The 23230-nt window shown below is 51.5% G+C and carries 15 protein-coding genes and 1 tRNA gene; 5 read left to right on the top strand and 11 right to left on the bottom strand.

The window, feature by feature from the left end; translation table 11 throughout:
* The first annotated feature begins 20 nt into the window (after positions 1-20).
* The 3 genes from HMPREF2625_RS09570 to HMPREF2625_RS09560 all read left to right on the top strand — a co-directional run bounded on the left by HMPREF2625_RS09570 (position 21) and on the right by HMPREF2625_RS09560 (position 6553).
* Positions 21-1736, top strand: a complete 1716-nt coding sequence (locus HMPREF2625_RS09570) for a (2,3-dihydroxybenzoyl)adenylate synthase (protein ID WP_070524169.1) — start codon at positions 21-23, stop codon at positions 1734-1736.
* A 273-nt stretch (positions 1737-2009) separates the two neighbouring features.
* Positions 2010-2240: an acyl carrier protein gene (locus tag HMPREF2625_RS09565; protein WP_246826778.1), complete on the top strand. Its 231-nt coding sequence runs from the start codon at positions 2010-2012 to the stop codon at positions 2238-2240.
* Positions 2241-2320: 80 nt separating this feature from the next.
* Positions 2321-6553 carry a non-ribosomal peptide synthetase gene (locus HMPREF2625_RS09560; protein WP_070524164.1) on the top strand — a complete coding sequence of 1411 codons (4233 nt, stop codon included), beginning with the start codon at positions 2321-2323 and terminating at the stop codon, positions 6551-6553.
* A gap of 92 nt (positions 6554-6645) precedes the next feature.
* Here HMPREF2625_RS09560 and HMPREF2625_RS09555 read toward each other — a convergent pair whose 3' ends face one another.
* The 3 genes from HMPREF2625_RS09555 to aceE all read right to left on the bottom strand — a co-directional run bounded on the left by HMPREF2625_RS09555 (position 6646) and on the right by aceE (position 12931).
* Positions 6646-8262, bottom strand: coding sequence for an McrC family protein (locus HMPREF2625_RS09555; protein ID WP_246826777.1), 1617 nt, complete (start codon positions 8260-8262; stop codon positions 6646-6648).
* Positions 8255-9958 carry an McrB family protein gene (locus HMPREF2625_RS09550; RefSeq protein WP_070524161.1) on the bottom strand — a complete coding sequence of 568 codons (1704 nt, stop codon included), beginning with the start codon at positions 9956-9958 and terminating at the stop codon, positions 8255-8257. The genes HMPREF2625_RS09555 and HMPREF2625_RS09550 overlap by 8 nt, the downstream gene beginning before the upstream one ends.
* Positions 9959-10195: 237 nt before the next feature.
* Positions 10196-12931 (bottom strand): pyruvate dehydrogenase (acetyl-transferring), homodimeric type, encoded by a 2736-nt coding sequence (gene aceE / locus HMPREF2625_RS09545; RefSeq protein WP_070524159.1) that lies wholly within the window; start codon positions 12929-12931, stop codon positions 10196-10198.
* Positions 12932-13408: 477 nt separating this feature from the next.
* Between aceE and HMPREF2625_RS09540 the strand changes: the two genes are divergently transcribed.
* Positions 13409-13481: transfer RNA gene (locus HMPREF2625_RS09540), tRNA-Val, on the top strand.
* 192 nt (positions 13482-13673) lie between these two features.
* Positions 13674-15146, top strand: coding sequence for an NADP-dependent phosphogluconate dehydrogenase (gene gndA, locus HMPREF2625_RS09535; RefSeq protein WP_004004915.1), 1473 nt, complete (start codon positions 13674-13676; stop codon positions 15144-15146).
* Positions 15147-15488: 342 nt separating this feature from the next.
* Here the strand turns inward: gndA and epsC are convergent, their stop codons facing one another.
* The 8 genes from epsC to HMPREF2625_RS09495 all read right to left on the bottom strand — a co-directional run bounded on the left by epsC (position 15489) and on the right by HMPREF2625_RS09495 (position 23036).
* The gene (epsC, locus tag HMPREF2625_RS09530; protein WP_070448513.1) at positions 15489-16073 is read right to left on the bottom strand and encodes a serine O-acetyltransferase EpsC; all 585 of its coding nucleotides are present in this window, start codon (positions 16071-16073) and stop codon (positions 15489-15491) included.
* A gap of 214 nt (positions 16074-16287) precedes the next feature.
* Entirely contained in the window at positions 16288-17223 is a 936-nt protein-coding gene (gene cysK / locus HMPREF2625_RS09525; protein ID WP_070524157.1) for a cysteine synthase A, read from the bottom strand.
* A gap of 261 nt (positions 17224-17484) precedes the next feature.
* Entirely contained in the window at positions 17485-18096 is a 612-nt protein-coding gene (locus tag HMPREF2625_RS09520) for a DUF6318 family protein (protein WP_246826776.1), read from the bottom strand.
* A 467-nt stretch (positions 18097-18563) separates the two neighbouring features.
* On the bottom strand, positions 18564-19313 hold the full coding sequence (locus HMPREF2625_RS09515) for a DUF6318 family protein (RefSeq protein ID WP_048751519.1): 750 nt from the start codon (positions 19311-19313) through the stop codon (positions 18564-18566).
* A gap of 250 nt (positions 19314-19563) precedes the next feature.
* Positions 19564-20184 carry a DUF6318 family protein gene (locus HMPREF2625_RS09510; protein ID WP_070524156.1) on the bottom strand — a complete coding sequence of 207 codons (621 nt, stop codon included), beginning with the start codon at positions 20182-20184 and terminating at the stop codon, positions 19564-19566.
* A gap of 347 nt (positions 20185-20531) precedes the next feature.
* Positions 20532-21341 carry a DUF6318 family protein gene (locus tag HMPREF2625_RS09505; RefSeq protein WP_141745432.1) on the bottom strand — a complete coding sequence of 270 codons (810 nt, stop codon included), beginning with the start codon at positions 21339-21341 and terminating at the stop codon, positions 20532-20534.
* 121 nt (positions 21342-21462) lie between these two features.
* Positions 21463-22176, bottom strand: coding sequence for a DUF6318 family protein (locus tag HMPREF2625_RS09500; RefSeq protein ID WP_004004908.1), 714 nt, complete (start codon positions 22174-22176; stop codon positions 21463-21465).
* Positions 22177-22214: 38 nt separating this feature from the next.
* Complete coding sequence (locus HMPREF2625_RS09495; protein WP_246826775.1) at positions 22215-23036, bottom strand: DUF6318 family protein; 822 nt, start codon at positions 23034-23036, stop codon at positions 22215-22217.
* Between the last annotated feature and the right edge of the window lie 194 nt (positions 23037-23230).

Here is a 23230-nt window from a genome sequence, read left to right as displayed (position 1 = left end):
CCGAGAAAGACATAAACAACATGACCGAACAGATTGTGGAACGCTCCGAACTGCTCGAAACCCCACTGATTCCTGAGGATTTCGCACGGCGTTACCGTGAAGAAGGGTACTGGATCGATCAGACCATACCCGAGTTTCTGCTTGATGCCTGCCGTGCTAAGCCACATTTTCCGGCGTTAGTGGCACTTTCGCATGCACAGAGCGACGCAGAGGGCAAACCGCAGCAGATTCGACTGAGCTATGGAGAGCTGGAGGCGGCTGCTCGTGCCGCAGCACGTCGCCTAGAGAATGCCGGGGTGCAACCCGGCGATCGTGTGCTTTTACAGTTAGGAAATATCGCCGAATACCTGATATATCTCATGGGTATTTTTTGGACAGGGGCCTTACCGGTCTTTTGTCTGCCACAGCACCGCACGAGTGAGCTTGTTCATTTTGCAACCCGCACTGATGCCGCTGCGCATATATTTTCCTCGAAAACTCCGGGGGCAGATTTTGCAGCGCTCGCCGACGATGTGGCAAAGACGATGCGCGCTGATGGTCTAGAACCGCCTACTGCCCTTGATGCTGCGCTTCCGGTAACTCCGTTGAGCGAGGCGGAGCTGGCGGAGCCGTTCCATCCCGGTGTTGTGCAGAATACCCAAAATACTCTGGCAAGCGAGCAGATCGCATTTTTGCAGCTTTCCGGCGGTACAACCGGTATGTCAAAGCTAATTCCGCGCACTCACGCAGCCTACTTGTACTCGGTGCGTGGTTCCGCCGATATCTGCAAGCTAAATAACAACACAACCATGTTGGTGGTGCTTCCTGCGGCACATAATTTCACGATGAGTTCGCCTGGAATCCTGGGCGTAATGTGTGTGCAAGGTAAGCTCGTATTTGCTGCCGATCCTAGCCCTCAGACGGCGCTTAATCTGATTCAGATGGAAGGCGTTACCTTCACCTCACTCGTACCGCCCTTGGCGCAGGCCTGGCTGGCGTCTGTAAAGAAACGTGACGTGCAGCTGCCTTCGCTCCGCGTGCTTCAGGTGGGCGGATCGAAACTTGCTCCGACGGTGGCGGGGGAGCTCGAAACAACCCTAGGTGTGAGAATCCAACAGGTTTTCGGCATGGCGGAAGGCTTGGTGAATTACACTCGTCTGCGTGATGAACCCTATATATGCATGAATACTCAGGGATACCCTATCAGCCCGGCTGATGAAATCCGCGTGGTGGATGAACAGGATAACCCGGTCAAGCCAGGGCAGAGCGGTCATCTCCTCACGCGCGGGCCCTATACGATTCGCGGGTATTATCGCGAAGAAAACGCTAATCAGCTCAGCTTTACTGAAGACGGTTTTTACCGTACGGGCGATATCGTGCGTATAGTCGCGGGAAAGTATCTTGAAGTTACTGGACGCGCTAAAGACCAAATTAACCGTAACGGTGAGAAGATTTCGGTGGATGAAATTGAGGAGTTGGCGTTAGAGCATCCGGATATTTTGGATGCGGTAGCCCTCGGTCTGCCTGATGAAGCCGTGGGCGAGCGCGTCTGCTTGATAGTTGTACCTCAGGCCGGGAAATCGCTCGGTGAGAATCCGCGCCGTACCATGTATGAGTATTTCACCGAAAAGAAGCTGGCTGATTTTAAGATCCCCGAACGTGTACAGGTATTGAGCTCTCTGCCAACCACAAACGTGGGTAAGATCTCACGCCGTGAACTTCGCGTTAAACTAGTTGAGATGCTGGCTCAGGAGTAAGAGTAACTAAGGTAAGCATTAGCGCGGGCTAAATAAGCGTGCGGATACCATAATACCGGGGTAAGAATCTTGAGGTTCTTACCCCGGAAGTTTAACTCAAAAGCAGGTGCTCTGTGAGGCATGCGCAGAGAATAATAGTCACGTATAGGTGGTCAACACCCTCTATATGACGGTGATGTAAAGGTTTACATAGTTTTCATATAGGGTAACCTCATTTACAATTTACATGTATCTAAATTTTGGCATACATAAGACATGATGCCAGAGAGGAACATGATGTCCGCAGAGACTACTCTTCGCCCCCTGCTTGCTCAGTACATCCACGAGGCGGATTCGCTGGATACCGCCTTTTCTGAGTCTACGACCGACCTTTTTTCTCTGGGGATGGACTCAATGGGCGCTTTTGCCCTGCTTGATGACCTCGCGGGCAAGGGGATTACTATCGAATTCACCGAATTGGTAGAAAACCCGACCGTCGAATTTTTGCTCAATCGCATCAGCTAACTTTGACGAAATCGGTACCTGTATAAGGCCGATACTCACCCAACCAGCACACGACACCGCCTGAAAGAATAGACCGGACTATGAGCATCACCGAGCATAGTGGGTCCAAGCATGACTGGATTCCCCTGACCAAAAGCGCTCAAGGTATTTATCTTGCCGCTAGTATCGATCCCAAAAATCCCTGCTATAACACGGCGGAGATCATGGAATGCCCACCCGAGACAAATCTTGATTACCTGCGTGAGGCTTTTATTCAGCTCTATCGTGAAAATGAAGGTTTCCGGGTGCAGACGCGCGTGCAGACTGGGCGTCCAGAGCAACGAGTCGTGCCACTTAATGAGTTTTTGACTAATCTTGAGGTACTTCCGGTAATTTCCCTCCCGACTCAGGAAGAAACGGAAGAACAGAATCCCGTTCCGGCAACGGTACGTGATTGGGCATCCGAGCTGATTCGCGAACCGCTGATCACCGATGCGGGTGTTACGGTACGCTCCGCTGTCACATACTACGGGGGTAAACTCTGGGTTTACCACAGCTTTAGCCATGTGGTGGCAGACGGTTTTGCGGTGTTTAACGCTCTGTCTCGCGTAGCAGCTATCTATCGTGCTTTGAGCGCCGGAAAACCTCTGCCTACCGTTAAACGCGCCTCTCTAATGGAGCTTCTTCAGGCTGACCACGCAGCCGAACATGCCCGAGAAGAGGACCTGGCCCTGTGGACTTCTGAGCAAGCGGAAGTACTTAGCCAGCCTGATACATCGCTGGCGGCACGGAGTGCATCACCGGCACCACAAACCTTGCGTGAGGTACTGACCCTGCCTGATAAATTACAGCGAGATATGCTGGAAATTGGCAAAATGTACGGAACCTCCTGGCCCGTTACTGTAACCGGTGCCGTAGGGTCTTATCTGGCCCGTATTGGTGGGCATAGAAGCGCTGCTTTTGGTATACCCCAGATGAACCGTATATTTGGGGCCCAGGTTCCCGCAGAAACCCGTGCTCTCGGCAAGACCAGCGCTCAGACTGGAACCACCGCCGTGAACGTGCTTCCTGTACAGGTTTCAGGTATGGGAAGTATTGCACAGGCACTCGATAGCGTAAAGAACCAGTATGCACGAAACGCCTCACATCCGCTTGCTCGACAAGAAGACCTAGAACGTTTAGCGCAGTCCAATAACAGCCGCCTCTTTGGCGCCCAGATCAATGTTATACCGTTTGATGCCGCTTTACCGCTAGGTGCACCTACCGAAAACACGCCTGCTTCTGTGGGATATATTCATAACATATCTGCGGGACCAGTTGCGGATATGACCATTACCCTGCGAGGCATACCCGGGCGCGGTCACACAATTTCTGTAGAGTTCGATGCCAACCCGAACCTCTATACCCGCGAGCGCGTAGAATTTCACGCCCGGCACCTGCAAAATTGGTTGGAATCTTGGGCTCAGGCTGCCCTTGAGGAGCGGTCGATGGATACCCTGACGACTGCGTTATCGCATGAAGTAGAGCTGCTGGAATCGTTTAACGCTACCGCGCATCCGATAGAGTATAAAACTTTGCTTCAGCGTTTTCAGGATGCGCTCACACGCTACCCGAACGAACCCGCACTCTACGCCTGCGTGCCAGATGAGGACGGTACGCTGTCCCCGCAATCTTCGCAGGCCTATGAGTTTTCGCAGGTGCTCACGTATCACGAGCTGGATGTGCGAGCCCGCGCCCTAGCAAAGGCGATGCTGGAAGCTGGCGTGTGCCCTGGAACTGCTGTAGGCCTACGTTTTCATCGAGGACTTGAACAATATATCGCCTTATATGCGGCGCTCTATGCAGGGTTTGTCTATGTGCCGATTTTGCCGGATCTGCCCGCCGAACGTGTGAGCTCCATGATAGAAGATGCGCAGTGTTCGGCGCTTGTGTATGGTTCCGGGCTGAGCCCTATTGCAGAGGCGGAGCTAAAACCAGCGAATACAGGGAGCTCGCGCGGGCTGCAGCAACTTGAATTTACTTCCTTAACTGCTCCTGTCGGAGAACCTCTAAACCTTGTAGATGTTCCCGAGGCAAAAACATTCCCGGGTATCGGCACAGCACTGGATGATACCGCGTATATCTTGTTTACCTCGGGTTCGACAGGGCGACCCAAAGGTGTTGCGATTAGTCATCGTTCCATTGATAACCGGTTACGTTGGCAGCAGTCACAGATTCCGGTCGGCGCATCCACACAAGACCGTGCGGGGGACCGCATCTTACATAAAACGCCTATATCGTTTGATGTTCATGTGTGGGAGCTTTATTGGCCGCTTCAGGAAGGGGCCGCCGTCGTTATTGCCGCTCCTGATGGGCACCGGGATCCGGCCTACCTGGCGCGTGTTATCGCCGAACAGAACGTTACCTGTCTGCATTTCGTACCCACGATGCTTACCGCCTTCTTGGAGGCCCCTTCCGCAAAACGTACTTTAGCCGAAGCAGGTTTTGGATCGGGTGAGCAGCAACGCCATGTGCGCTATCTTATCTGCTCGGGCGAGGCACTTCAGAAGGATCAGATTCTCAGCGCGCATAATATTATGGGTGTTTACCCTTTAAATCTTTATGGACCTACGGAAGCCGCCGTCGATGTTACCTTCTGGGATAGCTCCCAAAACCCAGAGTGCAGTACTGTTCCTATCGGCCAGCCCGTTTGGAACACCCAAACCCGTATTCTCGACCAGGCTTTACAGCCGATACCGCCTGGATTCGTAGGGGAACTCTACCTTTCGGGTGCACAGCTTGCTGCGGGGTATCAGAACAATCCCGAGGCAACTGCACAAGGCTTTATCCTGGACAACGCTACGGGGGAGCGGCTTTACCGCACTGGCGATCTTGCGGAGTGGAACCTCACCGCCACAAACCAGGAACCCGGCACCTTGGCCAAAAACCCTCGCGGAGTCATCCTCTACCGTGGTCGTGCCGATCACCAAGTAAAATTACATGGGCAACGTCTAGAGCTTGGCGATATCGAAACTACACTCTCCCACGTTGAGGGAGTCCATAGCGCCGTCGTTTTGCTCTACACGAAGATGCCCGAACCTGCTCTCGCGGCGTTCCTAGAGATAGGTAACGTTTCTGAAACAGAACGCAACCGTATCGTTGCTCAAGCTCGCCAACATTGTGAGAACACCTTGCCGGACTATATGGTACCGCGCCTATGGCACACCATGGCTGAGTTCCCGGTTAGCCCCTCAGGCAAGACAGATCGCAAAAACCTGGCACAGATCGAGTTTACCTTTGATACCAACACCGCAGACGGCCCCCATGGACTTTTAGAACAGCAAATTAGCGAGATTATCGCGGGTGTGCTGGGACGCTCACAATTCGGCGTAACCGAAGACTTCTTCGCAGCGGGTGGTAACTCCCTTGCGGCACTCTCCGTCATCGCCAAGATTGAAGAAAACCTTGGAAAGACGCTCAGTATTGGTGCCCTCTTCGCTAATCCTACGGTCAAGGGGCTCGCTGCGGTCTTGAACGAGGATTCTCCTGATATCGAGTTCGCCCCGGTTCTGCCTCTGCGTGAGGTGGACTCGACGGACTCCGCAACATCGAAAAATACCGTACCGCTCTTTATCCTGCCGCCTGCCGGCGGCCTGGGATGGTGCTATGCCGCCTACCTGCCCCACATACCCGGGTATCCGCCGGTTTACGCACTGCAACATGAGGCATTCACGAACCCAAATGCTGGCTACGCCCAGAGCCTTCGTGAACTTGCCGAGGGGTATCTTGTGCGTATTCGTGAAACCCTTGAGGAACGTCAGCTTCCATCACAATTTTCCTTGATGGGCTGGTCCGTTGGCGGTACTGCCGCCGTCGAGGTAGCCGCGCTTGCCGAGACTGCCGGTTACGATGTACAACAGGTTACGCTTCTGGATGCATACCCCGTCGAACAGTGGCAGGGGATTCCTGAACCGGACGAGCAAGAGAGCTTTCGTGCCCTCTTACGTATGGGCGGTCTTCCCGAAGTATCGGCGCAGACCGTTCTTGACTTGCCACAGACGCTCGAACGACTGCGAGATGCCGGGTCGGCTATGGGATATCTACCCGAAGACAAGCTAGAAGTATGTTTGGAATCTATGCGTGCCTCTGCCGCCCTTATGCGCGGCTCGAACCACCTTAACTTTGGCGGAAAAGTCGTATTGATTGGAGTGAGCCATGACGATCAACCCTATCTGGATGCGCACGGCTGGGAGCCTCATGTGGGCTCGTTCCGTACCGTCACGTTGAAGAACGGTACCCATCCCGATCTGGTGAACCCGGAGCGCATTCCTGAAATTATTGCAGAAGCCTTCTAAAAGCGCCCTATGGGTATTGGGGGAAGAACAGAGACATCAACAGCACCACGCTAGGAGTTCGGCATAGGTCACGCCTGCGGGCCTTTTGCACTCTATGAAGGCTCAGCAGGAACCTTCCTAAGCACCTTCGCCAAATGCGAGGCATCAGCGGTAGTGCGTCCATCCTCGGGTTGAGGGAAACGCACCCCGCAGGTCGTCACATGATGTTCCGCAGACATAGGTGCCTGAGGATACGCCCCGGGTTCGCCTACCGTCAGGATCCTGCCTAGAGTTCCGTTACCGGCTACCGGATATGCTGTATAACCGTCCGCACCCGTGCGGTACGCGACCGCCAGCATTCGGTACCGTTCATGCTCGGATCGCTGCATTAAATCTTCACAATACGTGGTGTACCTGCCATCAAGGGTTGCGACCAGAATGCCTCGGGAATACAGCATCATATCTGGTTTCGCAAAGGCCGCACCCTGCTGGCGACCCTCAGCATTGCGGTGATAAAGCATACCAACGGGGCTTTCCACACGCACTTCTAAACCGGTATCCGTGAGGGCCCGCACCAACATTTTTCGCCATAATGACGAAGTATCAAATTTAATATTTGCCAGCACACCCGCTTCATACGGACTATCGCTTAAACCAAAGCCATATTGTTGCGACAAAATAGATTGCGCATAGTGGTAAGCGCGCAAAGTTTGTGCCGACAATCGCATAGCAAAAGCAGGGGAGAGCGTTTCGGTCAGCAGACTACGAATATTCTGCGTGCTCACATCACGCAACACAGACTCGTACCCTAAAGCATCGTCGACGACCTCATTATCGGCGGCATGAGTTGCCACCTGCTGTAATCCGGCGCGGATCATTTGCCATAAATGCGTATCCGTCGTCAGAGAATCGAACTCGCAAACAACCCCAATACGTCGGTTAATCCGCCGGTTTACAAGCTCGCGTGGAAGCATACGACCACGCACAAAAAGTAATTCATCCACCTCAGGCTCAAAAACCGGACGACGATGCGCCAAAGCCTGCCCGCTTGAATCAACAAAAACGCGGTACATAGCCTCTTTGAGCGAAGGAATATGCGGAAAAAGTTCGGAACCCTGCGGGGTAATGTCACGATGTCCCTGAATAATTGCCTGTTCCTCATGATGCTCTGCCAGCATACGCCATAGCAAAGAAACCTTCTGCCAGCCAGTACCTTGACCACCTGCCGAAAAGTCCATATTCTCACGGGCCGTAGCCGGCCCTAAAACCCGTCCACAAACCGTAGCAGCCACTGCATAGACAGGCTTTTCAGGGTACTCCAGCGCTGTCCACAGTGGATCTGAGGCACCGCCCTCATTATCATCATCATGCGGCGGCAGGGCAGAGCCCGAAACCGTCTCTAAATACCCAGCCCAAGGCTTCGGAAGCACCAGAATCTCAGTCTCATAGACATAGAGAGATAACGTACCGTCATCGCTATGCTCGTAAAGCGAAGACTCAGGATCCTGCACAGAGGCGAACTGTCCGCCTGCCTCAGGGGCGATTTTCACATTAAAAGGCGCAATAACCTCCGGCTGCTCAGCCGATACCCATTGTTTGCACCAGAGCTTGGGCAACACATGGATAACCAGAGTATGCACGGCACCCGGCTGAGGATGCGTGTGTTTTAGGATCGTAACGCCGACACCGTTACCGCGCGCGCTCGCTTGAAAGTAGCGAACTTCACTCACCACTCGTTACTTCCAACCAGGGAATTTGACCTGCGGGCTTAGGAGCAGAAGGCAGACCGGGACCGCTCCATGAACCAACCACGCGTGGGCGGCTGCCGAGTCGCTGGCCCACCATCTTGACGGATAGCCCATTGATAGAACCGATCTTTTCGAGAATGCCGGAACTGATATTGAAAGTCGCTGCAATTTCCGCAAGCTGGGTTAACAAAGCCCGTGCAATGTCTTCGGGAGTGGAATTTCGAGAGAAGAAATAGGAATGTCCTAGACGTGCATCCGGGCCAACCTCGGATTCAAGAATGGCGTTAATATCCGCATACCGTTCTATAACGATGTCTAATTCTTCAGAAATAGCACCTCGTTCAGCTTCAAGCTCTGTACGCAAATCTGTTTCATTGTGAGGATTCATTTCCATCCAGATAAAGCGACGGCGCAAAGCCAAATCAATGGTACCCACAGAGCGGTCGGTAGAATTCATAGTTCCCAGAATGTGCAGGTTATCTGGAACTACTAAACGGTTATATATTTTACCCTGATAATAAAGCGGAGTTTGCAAAGTCGCATAGGTGAAACCCTGGGGAATATCCGCATCAGCCGCAAATACTGAACCGTAAAGTTTTTCACGATGATCCTGAAGTTTTTTTACGGAAACACGCTTTGACGTTTCAATAACGAGCATAAGGTCGCCGAAAACACGAGAGGTATTGGCACGGTTAATCTCGTCAATGAAAAGCAGATGTGGTGTCGTGGGGTTCTCAACAGCTTTTCGGCAGGCTTGAAGAAATACACCTTCGTGCGACACAAATTCAGGCTCATCTTCTTGGCGTGAAAAGTTTGGACGCAGACCGCTCACGAACTCTTCGTAACTCGTAGACGGGTGGAAGACTACCGTTGTAATGTTGGCCTTGCCGTACCCAGTATCCTCGCGTGAGAGAGTATTGATCTGGTAAGACTTTCCACAGCCCGCGACTCCCTCAAGAACGACACATTTATTTTTAAAAAGAGATTTTGCAACAGGCCCGGTGGGATAAAACCTGCCGCTTTCTTCTTCAACAGCATTGAGGGTATTCTCAAAATCTTTAGGCGTGGGTTTTTTTCGTTGAGTAGGCGGTTTTTCGATTAAAGGTTTAATATGCTGCGAAATGAGATCCTGAAGTTTTACAGGAACTCGGGAATATGGCATTCCGGCAGAATTTCCAAAATAGATGCAAATACGAATATCGCGGTATATGGAAAACTTTTTTACGGTATCTTGTGAACGTTTATGGGCTTCCTGTACTGCGGTATTAAAAAGAGGAATGCACTCCACAAGCTGGAGTGCAGAAATATTAGGATTTTGATTCTCGGCAGCTTTAATTTGACGATCGATAATACGGTTCATGCCACCCGGAAGCAGGTTGTCATGGCCGTCAAGGATCATGCGCAGAGTTTCCCGAAAACCTTGCCAAATATTCTCGTAGAAAGCATGTTCTGTTTGAACGATAGTGTCATTGTATTTAAAGGAGTAATATACCTGCACGCTACCATTAAAAGGTTTACTCGGTAGTATTTGAGTATTCTTTTGTTGCGCGGATTTAATTTTCTCGACAAAAGTATAAAAAGATACAAATTCGGAATCGTGGATACTTTCTCCAAAAGCCCACGACGATGTAATCTCCGCGTCTATACTTTTAAAGTTTGCCTGGAGGTTGTTAGACACTGAAGTCCCTTGGTGATTGTGGTGATTCTGACCTTCCAATTATATACCGAGACATGGAGTAAAAAATATCATCAAAACATATTTATTTGATAAAGCTCCACCTGTGATAGAAGCCCCTCGGAAGTTGTACTGGACGGTTTTCAAGGGTAAAAAGTTCCCTCGCTCTTGCACCGTACAAGAGCGAGGGAAGCAGTTAATTTGGCTTTCCGCTGAAAGCCTGGCTAGAACACAATGGAACTAGTCATCGATATGTGTTGCCTGAATTGCGTTAACGTTATTCAGATCGTACTTGGCAAACGCCTTGGCAGCCGCATCGGCGGGCACCTTACCGTCCTTTGCCAACATCTGCAGGGCACGAACTACCATTGACTGAGCATCAATGTGGAAGAAGCGACGTGCACCGGGGCGGGTATCCGCGAAACCGAAGCCATCGGCTCCCAGAGTTGCAAAATCGTTCGGGAGGAACTGGCGAATCTGGTCAGGCATAGCCGACATGTAATCGGAGGTCGCCACAATAGGACCTTCAGCACCGGCAAGCTTCTGAGTCACGTAGGGTACACGTGCAGGCTTATCGGGGTTGAGTAAGGTTTCTTCTTCGGCGGCAAGACCTTCGCGGCGCAGCTCGTTCCACGAGGTTACCGACCATACATCAGCCGAAACGCCCCAGTCCTCAGCCAAGAGCTTCTGAGCTTCCAAAGCCCACGGTACAGCAACACCGGAGGCGAGCAGCTGAGTCTTGGGTCCGGAGGTAAGCTCAGAATCCTTGAGCTTGTAGATGCCCTTGAGCAGACCATCAACATCCAGGTTCTCGGGTTCTGCAGGCTGGTGGATCGGCTCGTTGTACACGGTCAGGTAGTACATGACATCGTGATCTTCATCGAGGTTGCCGTACATCTGCTCAAGACCACGCTTGACGATGTGTCCGATCTCGTAGCCGTATGCAGGGTCGTAGTGCTTCACGGCAGGGTTGGTGCTTGCCAGGATGGGGGAGTGGCCATCCATATGCTGCAGACCCTCGCCGGAAAGCGTGGTACGACCCGCAGTAGCGCCGATAATAAAGCCTCGTGCCAACTGGTCGGCAGCAGCCCAGAAAGCGTCGCCGGTGCGCTGGAAGCCGAACATCGAGTAGAAGATGTAAATCGGGATCATCGGCTCACCGTGTGTATCGAAGGAGGTACCGGTCGCGATAAATGCTGCGGTCGCTCCAGCCTCGTTAATACCCACGTGCAAAATCTGACCCAGAGGCGACTCCGTGTAGGAGAGCATAAGCTCGTGGTCAACAGGAACGTAGTTCTGTCCGTTCGGGTTGTACAGCTTAGCTGAGGGGAAGAATGCGTCCATACCGAAGGTACGTGCCTCATCGGGAGTAATAGGCACAATACGGTGGCCGAAGCCCTTGACGCGCATCAGGTCCTTCATGAGACGCACGAATGCCATTGTGGATGCGGCAAGCTGCTTGCCTGACCCCTTCTTGGTACCCGCGTAGACCTTGTCGTCCGGCAGTTGAATCTCAGGCTGAGTATTGGGGCGACCGGGGAGGAAGCCACCGAGCTCTTCGCGGCGCTTGAGCATGTACTGAATTGCCGGGTTGTCCTGACCGGGACGGTAGTACGGTGGGTTGTAGAGGTCCTTCTCCAGCTCTTCATCAGAGATCGGGATGTTCAGATGGTCACGGAAGCCCTTGAGCGCTTCCATGGTGAACTTCTTGATCTGGTGGGTCGAGTTACGGGACTCGAAGTAGGGGCCAAGAGCGTAACCCTTAATGGACTGTGCCAGGATAACGGTTGGACGTCCCTTAGTCTCCAGCGCTTCTTTGTATGCAGCGTAGATCTTCTTGTAGTCGTGACCGCCGCGGCGAATAGCCCAGATTTCGTCATCGGTCAGGTCTGCAACAAGTTCCTTGGTTTCGGGGTACTTGCCGTAGAAGTGCTCACGGATGTAACCGCCGTCTTCGCCGCGGAAGTTCTGGTAGTCGCCGTCCAAGGTTTCGTTCAGCAGTTGGGTGAGCTTACCGCTCTTGTCCTTAGCGAGAAGCTCGTCCATCTCGGAGCCCCAGACAACCTTGATGACATGCCAACCAGCGCCGCGGAAGAATCCTTCGAGCTCCTGGATGATCTTGCCATTACCACGCACGGGACCGTCGAGACGCTGCAGGTTGCAGTTCACTACAAAGGTCAGGTTGTCGAGTTTTTCGTTAGCCGCGAGCTGCAGTGCACCGCGTGACTCGGGCTCATCCATCTCGCCATCGCCGAGGAATGCCCAGACGTGTTGCTGTGAGGTGTCCTTGATACCGCGGTTCTGCAAGTAGCGGTTAAAGGAAGCCTGGTGAATAGCATTGAGGGGGCCTAGACCCATCGATACTGTGGGGAACTGCCAGAACTCAGGCATGCACCGGGGGTGCGGGTAAGAGGGAATGCCGTGCTCGCCCTTGGTCTTCTCCTGACGGAAGCCATCCATGTCTTCTTCGTTGAGGCGGCCCTCAACGAAAGCACGCGCATAGTTACCGGGAGAGGCGTGGCCCTGGAAGAATACCTGGTCACCACCGCCGGGGTGATTGCGCCCGCGGAAGAAGTTGTTGAACCCAACTTCATAAAGATCAGCGATACCTGCATAGGTGGAGATGTGTCCACCAACACCGATGCCCTGTTTCTGTGCGCGCTGCACCATAATGGCAGCGTTCCAGCGAATCCAGTTACGGTATTGTTCTTCAAGATCAGCATCGCCGGGGTATTCAGGCTGCTGGTCGACTGCAATGGTGTTAATGTAGTCGGTCTTGGTTAGAACCGGTACCTCAACGCCTTTCTTGCCTGCTTCCTGAATTAGGGATCGCAGGATGTACTCGGCACGTTCGGTGCCGTGAGTTTTGATGAGGTCCTCAAGGGACTCGGTCCACTCCTGGGTCTCCTCAACGTCGACGTCCTTGAGGCCGTCAAGTAGAGTACTCAGGGAGTGTTCGTTCGGTACGTTAGCCAAACTAATCCAACCTCTCTTCTTATCCAATTGTGAAGGCGCTTGTGGCGCTGGTGCGAGGCACCCTTCGGTAAGCATGCGCACAGTGTTCTAGGAGCATACTTCTTTCTCTACTATCTTAGACCTTATTTTGATCTCCGATGACTGTTTTTGAGGTTTTTTCGTTGGAGGCTTTGGGTTATGAATGAAAGTAGGCAGGTTGGTGCGATATTCCGCGGTAAGAATTTTTGCCTAAAATGTGCAAATTTCCCGATATAGGGGCTTTCCCCCTTAAAATTTGACACCTTGAGGCATGTTGTTATCTGTGTTTATGTGGTTTTATGAGGGGTATAGTCATGGGGTGAAGACTTTGAGGGCGTAGTAACCACTATCTAATTCTGATGTGACATATAACATGCACATCTCAGTTGCGAGTACATGAGAAACCCCGTATAGTATTACCTTGTTCGCAGGAAAACAAAGGTTTTTATGGCGAAAATTGGGTCTTTAGCTCAGCTGGTAGAGCGCCACGTTTACACCGTGGATGTCATCGGTTCGATCCCGGTAGGACCCACATATAAATCCCGTACCGTAACAGGCGGTACGGGATTTTCCTTTATATCCACTCTCTCCGCGCATTATGGGTATATCGTGGAGTGCTCACAATAATCATTCAAAGACTGCCGAATGTTATTCCTGTCTAATCCAAACGCTTAATTCCTTGGATACACGCGGATAAAACGTAAAACAGCGTATTCTTGTATACATGACTGAAAACAAGAAGGCACAGATTGGTGTTACCGGGCTTGCCGTCATGGGCGCTAACCTAGCACGTAACCTAGCACGTAACGGGTACACCGTAGCACTGCATAACCGTTCTGTTGAGAAGACCGATGCCTTGCTCTCTGAGCACGGCGCAGACGGTGACTTCATCCGTACCGAGTCGCTTCAAGGTTTGGTGGACTCGCTCGAATCTCCCCGCCGTATCCTGATTATGGTGAAGGCGGGTGCCCCTGTAGACGCTGTTATTGAGCAGTTAACCCCTCTTCTTGATGAAGGGGACATTATTATTGACGGCGGTAACTCTCATTTCCCCGATACTATTCGCCGTGAACGATCTCTTGCAGAAAAAGGTATGCACTTTGTGGGCGTCGGCGTTTCTGGCGGCGAAGAAGGTGCCCTCTGGGGACCCTCGATTATGCCGGGCGGTTCGGCTGAATCCTACAAGCATGTAGGTCCTATGTTAGAGAAAATTTCAGCAAAAGCGCCGCAGGATGGTTCTCCCTGCTGTGCCTGGATCTCTACCGATGGCGCAGGACATTTCGTCAAAATGGTGCATAACGGAATTGAGTACGCCGATATGCAGGTTATTGGTGAAGCCTACGATATTCTACGTTCTGTTGCAGGTATTGAACCCGCCGAGCAGGCTGAAATCTTCAAGAAATGGAATGAGACCGACCTCAGCTCGTATCTGATTGAGATTACCTCGGAAGTCTTGGCACAGGTTGATGCGAAGACCGGTAAACCGTTGGTAGACGTTATTCTTGACCAGGCCGGTCAGAAGGGTACCGGTCGTTGGACCGTTCAGGCCGCTCTTGACTTGGGAGCTCCAGTATCCGCTATCGCTGAATCTGTCTTCGCTCGTGCCCTGTCTTCTTCAGATGTTAAGGCGCGTGCACAGGCTCAGCAGGAACTTCCTGCTGGTCTCATTGCGACCACCGGAGTCGGTGCAGGCGATCCCGAATTTGTCGAAGACGTGCGCCGTGCGCTCTTTGCCTCCAAACTGGTGGCGTATGCACAGGGTATGGATATGATCGCTCGTGCCGGGCAGGAATACGGCTGGGAACTGCACCTTGACACTATCGCATCGCTTTGGCGTGCCGGATGCATTATTCGCGCGGAGCTTCTGGGCGATATTATGGCGGCTTATGCGGGCGAGGTACCGGCCAATATGCTTCTCGCACCCGCCTTCAAGAATCTGATGGAAGAGCTTGTTCCTTCTTGGCGCCGTGTGGTTGCAAAGGCTACCGCGTTGGGTGTGCCGGTTCCGGTCTTCTCCTCGGCGCTCTCTTACTATGACGGACTGCGCCGCGACCGTCTGCCCGCAGCCCTTATACAGGGACAGCGTGACTTCTTTGGAGCGCACACCTATGGACGTGTGGACGCAGAAGGCGCATTTCACACTATGTGGAGCGGTGACCGTTCAGAAGTAAACGCTGCAGATATCCACGTTCACTAGAACCTGGATCTTAAGAACAGCATCAATAAAAGGGGTGTGGCCGCTTCGTGAGAAAGCAGCCACACCCCTTTTTATTTTTTATATCAATGCAGGTGGTTCAGCGACTGGTCAGAGTGATAGCCTCACAAACATGTTGGCAATCAGCGATACTCCTCCGTCTGTCTAAGAAAATTTAAAGCACCACATGGAAGGTGACACTGGATTATCTTCCCTAAAAAATGGATTTAATACCTTATTCAGGGTACAGAAACCTTATATCGTAGTAGTTGCACTATTGAGGTTTGCGGCGAGATGCCGTCATAGATAAAACACCACAAACCTCATAGAGAGCACCACTCAAGATTAGATCCACATTGCCGGGTCGATATATTCCACAGCATCGACCAGAGGTTTCTTCTTCTCGGGTGTACGCAGACGATGTTTCGCAGGGATACCCGTAATTATGGAATCACGCGGATGATCGTTTACCACCACGGCATTTGCTCCGATAGCGCTATCTGCCCCAATAACTACTGGCCCCAAAACCTTAGCACCAGCACCGATTGTTACTCTATCTTCAATCGTAGGATGGCGCTTAACTTTTTCAAGCGAACGGCCACCGAGAGTAACGCCGTGATAGAGCATCACATCGTCGCCTATTTCGGCGGTCTCACCAATAACAATTCCCATGCCATGATCGATAAAAAAACGCCGCCCAATGACAGCCCCCGGATGGATCTCGACACCGGTCAAAAAACGGGTGAGCTGCGAGAGGGTACGAGCTAGAGATTTCGTGCCGTCCTTTTGCCAAAGTTTGTGTGTAAGCCGGTGAGCCCATATCGCATGCATGCCCGAATAGTTAAGCATGATTTCGCCAGCCCCACGCGCTGCTGGATCATGCTCTCGAACATTTTCAATGTCTTCGCGCAGACGGGCAAAAAATCCCATAATCTTCTTTCTGTTACCGTAGATACTTCCCCAAGGTACCAACATCGAAGCCAGTTTTCATATTAGGCGCGCCTGCGCCGCACAATATTGATGTTGACCCTTTATTGCGTACAACTAGAAAAGAATGCTGAAATTCCCTATTCTTCTCAGAGCAGAGAAACGCCCCACAGCACCGTAGCGAACGGAAGCGTGGGGCGTTGTTTCTTGAGGAAGGTTAGCCACGGATATCTTCGTAGAGTACCGTAGAGATATAGCGTTCACCGAAGTCGGGAACAACTGCAACGATCAGCTTATCCTTATTTTCGGACTTCTTAGCTTCTTCCAATGCTGCATAGACGGCTGCGCCGGAAGAAATACCACCCAGGATACCCTCCTGGGTTGCTAGTGCGCGGGAAGTGCGGATTGCTTCCTCACCAGATACTGCGATGACCGAATCGTAGATTTCGCGGTCGAGGGTATCCGGCACGAAGTTAGCGCCCAAGCCTTGAATCTTGTGCGGGCCAACGCGGCCTTCAGACAGGAGCGGTGAATCCTGAGGTTCAACGGCAACAATCTGCAGGTTAGGGTTCTTCTCCTTCAAGTACTTGCCTGCACCGGAGATAGTACCGCCGGTACCGATACCCGATACGAAAATATCAATCTTGCCGTCAGTCGCATCCCAAATTTCAGGGCCGGTGGTCTTGTAGTGAATAGCAGGGTTTGCCTCATTGGAGAACTGCGATGCGAGAATTGCGTTGTCCGTGGTGGCAACGATTTCCTGTGCCTTCTCAACAGCGCCGCGCATGCCGTCGGTGCCGGGAGTGAGAACAATTTGCGCACCGTAAGCGCGAAGCAGTACTCGACGTTCAGCCGACATGGTCTCGGGCATTGTCAAAATAACGTTGTATCCACGCGCTGCACCAACCATTGCAAGGGCAATACCGGTGTTTCCAGAAGTCCCTTCGACAATGGTACCGCCGGGCTTGAGAGCTCCGGCTTCTTCAGCGGCATCAATGATGGCGCGGCCGATGCGGTCTTTCACAGAGCCTGCGGGGTTGTAGAATTCGAGCTTGACGGCTACGTTGCCGGGCAAACCAGCATCGAGGCGGTTGAGTCGAACAAGGGGAGTCTGACCAATAGCATCAACAATGCTGTTTACGATCTCTGCCACAGTATTTAATCCTTTAGTGTGTGGTGAAAAATCCGATTGATTTTCCGGGGAACCTTGGGTACGTGAGAAACTTTACTACGCTGCGGGTAGCGGTGTAAGTTTACCCGTCACAGTTCGTAATATGCTACTGAGTTGGGAATAAAAACGCTGGCGGCGGTGTAGCAGGCAATAATTTTTCACCCTTAATAGTCCGCGTGCCGTATATATTTCCCATTGGAAAATTATACGGCACGGCGTTCCTTCTCGAGGCTCTAAGCGGTACTAATGGTCGAGTGAAAGAATAGTCCAAGCGTTATTCTGGTACTTTGCTTTGATATCGATATCTTGATCTAAATTTAATCTGTTGTTTTGAGTGTCGGTTGCCGTACCGTCTTTAACAGTCCATGCGCCAAAATCGACTTTGAAATGACCCGGCCAGGTATATGTATCACCATCTTTGGTGGGAGAACCAGCTTTGAGGGCGATGGTTACAACGGGGTTATCGGTCCACGTAGTACCCCCGAGGAAAGGGGAGTTAGACATAAAGAATACTTTGGTTCTCTCAGGAATATTGACCTCTTGAAGATAGCTCGTATCTCCAGTGCGCAGTGCATATTGCATGGCAGCGGCGGCAAAAGCGAGGGTTGAGTATAGCCCGCCGGTTGAATCATCGTTGATGTCTTGAGGCTTCTTGGGTTTTGGAACATTCTGCGCTGGATGCTCCTTTGTTGCGGGCTCATAAGAACCTGCAGATTCGTCATAGGAATCAAGTTTGACTTCGCCTTGGTAATCTTTGCCGCATGCGGTGAGCATTGGAATAACCGCGAGACTCAGTATTCCTAAACTGGTAAATCTGAGCGTGTTACGGCGGGAAAATATCCCGGAAGCAGGCATGATGAAGTAGTCCTCTCTCATGGGATGGGTTGGTGATGGTTTTAGCTTACCTAAACTTTATTATTTGGTACAAGCTTTTAATGTACTTCGCACAAAGTTAACACGCACTCTAAACGCTTTTGTTCGAGTCGCATTTATACAAGCGTGGAAAGACAGCATTTTGACGAGCAGGTGACTGACTGCCAGCTGCTCGTAGAACTAGAGTTAAGCACAAGAGTCGAGAGAGTCGTCGCACACATTCTGATACCCGCGTTGTGTCGTCTGCTGGACTCTTGTTAATTGGTGTCTTTTCGGTACGAAGACTGCTGCTTTGGTGGGTAGGGGGAGCCTCACATAAATATTTTTCTGCCGCACGTATCTTGGTATGCGGTACAGAAAAGAGATTTGAAAAATAATCGAGAAGATATAAAAACACCGTATACTCAACGTTTGTGAGCATACGGTGTTGTGCTGCGGAACGATACCTATTAGTCGATATCCATGTGTAGATCCCACACGTTATTGATGTAGCGGCCTACAGCCTCGCCCTGCATACGTACGTAGCGTTTATCAGAAGGGGTATCTTGCTCTTTACCCTTATTGAAGAGTTTTTCGCCCAAATCAATGGTGAAATCGACGGTCCAGTTATAGGCACCCTGCGCGATAGTAGGCTGCTTGCTGCTAATAACCATTGTGGCCGAAGGCTTTTCGTACCATGTCTTTTCTTCGATACCCTTCATCGTACGATCGGCGTATTTCTGGAGTGCATTCAGAGTATCAGCATCGGTGCTGACCTCCCGAACATACTTCATATCGCCGGTCTGCAGGAGGTAATCGACAGCAGCACCAAAATATGCAAGCGCAGAGGCAAAGCCCGCAACGGTGTTCTGGTGCATTGCTTCGGGAATAACGGGGGTGGGTACGTTCTGCGCGGGAGATTCCGCCGTAGCGGGCTGGTACTCTCCGGGGGTTTCGTACTGCTCTAACTTAGCGACTCCGGAGTAGTCTTTACCGTCGTTGACGAGTTCCGTAGGAGTCGGGGTGGGGGTAGGTGATTCGGAAGCTGAGGGGGTAGCAGAAGCTGAAGAGGAAGCGCTGGAGCTCTTCGTCTGAGAAGTGCTTGCGGAGGCTGAAGAATTAGATTCTTCTTTCTTATCGCTGCCGCACGCCGCTAAGAACGCGACACTTCCCATACTGAGAATCCCCAATGCTGCACGACGATTCAGAGCCGAAGACATCGTTATACCTTTCGTGTGAATGCATTAATCCCGTATAAGTCTAAACGTAAAACAAAACGAGATACTTGATTGTACCGAGGAATGTGACCTAACCCTAACCAAAGGTGAGTAACGTTACCGTATAAGGTAATACCTGGCATGGAGAGGGTATGGGTCTCATACGCACTTAAAACGCCCGGGCAAAGGCTTATTGCCATGCCCAGCGCAGACTTAGAAGTCCCGTATTTTTCTCTAGAGAATCCGGTGAAGACTAGTCAGCAATGTCCCGAATAGCCCATGCGCCATCGGTGTATTTTGCCTTGATTTTTCCTTCACTTGTAACTTTTTGCTCATTTTCTGGAACGTTGATTGCTCTGTGTTGAGCGACCGCCCAGTCGCCCTTGGTGAGTGTGAGCTTTGCAGACCAAAAGTATTCGTTGTCCTTTTGCTCCGGTTGATCGGTAGTGAGCTCAATCGTAACCGTGGGATTGGAGAGCCAGGTAGAACCATTGGTGATCTCTTCGATGGAATCTACAGTATGTTCTAGCTTGACCTCTTTGAGGTACTGGGCATCGCCCGTAATAAGCCGGTATTGCAGTGCAGCCGCAAAGAACGCGATAGTCGAGTAAAGGCCCGCTACTGAGTTGTCATTCATATTATTAGGCTTGACAGGTTTGGGTACGTTCCGTGCCGGATGCTCGCGTGACGCTAATTCATAAGTTCCGGCAGATGTATCGTAGCTATCAAGCTTAGCCTCGCCCTTATAGCTCGATCTTTCGGCGCTGTTTTGCGACGTATTGCCACACGCAGAGAGTACGGTGATTCCGCCCAGTCCAACAGTACCGAGGGCGGTGATGCGCAGGAGGATTCGGCGCGAAAAAGTGAAAGACATAAAATGCCCCTTCAACGTTGAAATAGCACTAGCTTCTCAAGTGTAGCTCTACATAGAAGACGCCCTGGCAAGATAGATATAGGGGACCCGCGAAATAGTTATACGTTGCTGTGCAGGAACCCCAATAGTTCACAGGGAAAGTAACACTGCTGCGCAGATAATACCGTATATGCAGGGCTCTCCGACATGTGAGGGAAAATACATATCTAGAGGGTATATGTCGAGACATAAAACCCTTAGTTTGACTTTGAAGAACGCAAGGTGAAGAGCAGGAATTCAAAATACCCAGCCTCCGGGTTCCTGCATCAACAGAACCCCGAAGGCTGGGCAAGGGTAACGAACAGCTATTATTTCTTGGGATTAGCTGCTTGTTCTTCGGTTGCCGCAGGATCTGAGGCTCCACCCGTTGCCGATGCAGCAGGACTTGCTGCCGCATTTCCCGAGCTCTTCGTGCCATAGGATAGATTGAGTTCCCAGGATTTCGTGGTGGGATTGTAACGCCCACGGAAATCACAGTCCTGGGTAGAGACTCGCTCTTCCTCCTTAACCGGTTTTATTTCGCCGTTTGTCACGCTTTCAGCACCGTAATCGAACGTGTAAACGCTCTTGAAGAGCAGGTTTCCATCGCTCATAATGGCGGGCTGCGACTCCTTGAGCTCATACCAAGCAGATGGATCTACATACCAGGTTTTCTGTTCAATTCCTTGAGCGATGGATTTAGCAAGCGCCTCATTTTCTTGGGCATCGTTACCTGCAAGTTTGACCTTTTTTACGGCGTCAAGGCTGCCGGTTTTCACTAGGTAATCCATGGCTGCAGCATAGTAAGCGACGGTCGCGTGGAAGCCTGTCACGCTATTTTCGTTGGCGTTATCAGGCAGCTTAGGCATAGGTGCGTTTTGTGGGGGATGTTCGGTGTTGCCTGGTTCATAAGTGCTACCCGGTTCAAAATTGTCAAATGTAATACGCCCGGAATAGTTATTGCCGTCGTCGCTATACCCGTGTGGGTTTGAGGATTTTGGGCTTGGTGCAGAGCCGTTAGCGTTATTGCCGTTTGATGTGTTGGTGGAGCTGTTCGAGGAACAAGCGGCGAGCATAGTGAGTCCGGCACCTGCTAAAACGGCTGTAACAGCTTGCCTGCGAGTTAAGTGCTGTGACATGGAAGCCTTTCGATGATTATGAGGGTTAAAGCGCATAGGCACCTTCACCCGGATGCGGTTGGAGAAGAAAATATTATGTCTCTATATTCTCATGCGGAGGTGCCGCTGAGCCTTCTTAGTTCTAGGACGGACTCGCGCCTGCCGTGGACTGCTGGTCACGAACTGTGAGTGTGAGGGACCAGGCTTCTTTCTCGAAGGTGCCTTGGATAGTACCCGCATAGTGGAATTTCTGCTGCTCGGCAGGTATTGCACTGGCCTGAGAGTTGACGACCTGCTGTTCTCCCAAACTGATATCGAGGGTGTATCGCCAATCTTTTCGATAATCGTTCACGGCTGTTGGCATGCGTGAGGTGAGGGAGAGCGTGGCTTGAGGAGAAACATACCAGCTTTTGGCAGCCTGACTCTCACCAGTCTCGTCAGTGAAAAGCAGGAGAGCTTTGGTGAACTCGGGGTTGATCGTGATGACTTCCAGAGGATTGGTGTCACCGGTAGCCAAGAGATAATTGAGCGCCGCATTGAGGTAACCGATGGTATCGTAAAAACCTGCAATGGAGTTTTTGCCCATATTCTCTGTTTTGATGGGGACCGGAACGTTTTGCGCCGGATGTTCTGCGTTTGCGGGTACATAAGACCCTGCCGAGGTGTTGAAGCTCTCGAAAGCCACCTCACCGCTAAAATCGCTGCGTACATACTGACTTACCGAAGGGTCACTCGTAGCATGAGTTTGCTGGTTTCGAGAGCATGCGACTATCAAAGTGGTGGCTGCAGTGCCGAATAACCCTGCCCCAACGGTACGTAATACACAGCGTCGGGAATAGGGAAGTGAAGTTATCACGCGGAACCTTTCACGTTAAGAAATAAAGGATTAGGGGTTTAGTAATCGGCGGGTATGGTACTCACCTTTGGGGTATAGGTAGAAGTCGGTTGTGGAGCGGGTGTATAGGCTCGTGTGGGCTTTGCCGCTGGGTCAAACTGCTGTGGGGAGATGATGAGCCACCTGTCCTTCATCCATTGCGCGTGGAGAGCCGTAAAATCGCGTATTTCATCCTGCGAAAGCGGTTTCGTCACGTTTGTCGTTTTATTGATGAGCGTTCCGTTTTCCTGGGTAGCGGTGCATTCCCACGAGAATTTGCCGTTATGCTCTGTCGGTTTCTCCGAGACGGAGATTTTCCAGGTACCTCCAACGATCCAACTATTATTAGGTTCGGCGTACAGAGTTTCCCAGGCCTTAAGCCGCTCAAGATCGACGGTGTTTTCGCTATGTACCACTTTGAGAGCAGGGGTGAGATCTCCAGTCATGCGTGCATAGTTAATACACGCCACATAATAGGCGAAGGTGTTTCGCAACCCCTGAAAATCCTCTTTGAACATCAGGTCGTCTTCTTGGGGGATGGGAACGTTCTGAGCCTTGTGATCGGCAGTTGCCGGGTCTGCCTGGGGAATCGGCACGACCTTTTCCCCGGTTTCGGGGTTCATACTGGGAGTGACCGGGGTGGCGGAATCGTAACGCTGCCAGAGTAGCTCTCCCGAAAGATTTCCATAGTGTGCGCCTGTCTCTGAGGGGGATGCTCCCTCAGCGGTTGCTAAACCAGCGGCAGAATTAGAGGAATCGTTAGAGGAACATGAAACTAATAATGGTGCGGCAGCAACGGCGCTGCCAGTAAAGACGAAGAACTGGCGACGTGAAGGGCGCATAGCAACTCCCAAAATATCGTTATTTCCAGAAAATCTGAAACCCGGGTTTAGTGTGTAAAACCAGACTAGGGCGTGGTGGGTGAAAGCACAAACGTACAGCGACCTAAACCATGATATTAGGCTAGAGTTACGCAAAATACAGCGCTTCGACTCTGTTTACGGCACCTAAAATTCGTGAGGTAAGCAACTTAAAC

Origin of the sequence: Rothia sp. HMSC064D08 (assembly GCF_001809525.1) — a bacterium.
Taxonomy (GTDB): Bacteria; Actinomycetota; Actinomycetes; order Actinomycetales; family Micrococcaceae; genus Rothia; species Rothia dentocariosa.
The sequence above is the reverse complement of the archived record's forward strand: the minus strand, read 5'-3'. Positions and strand labels throughout refer to the sequence as shown.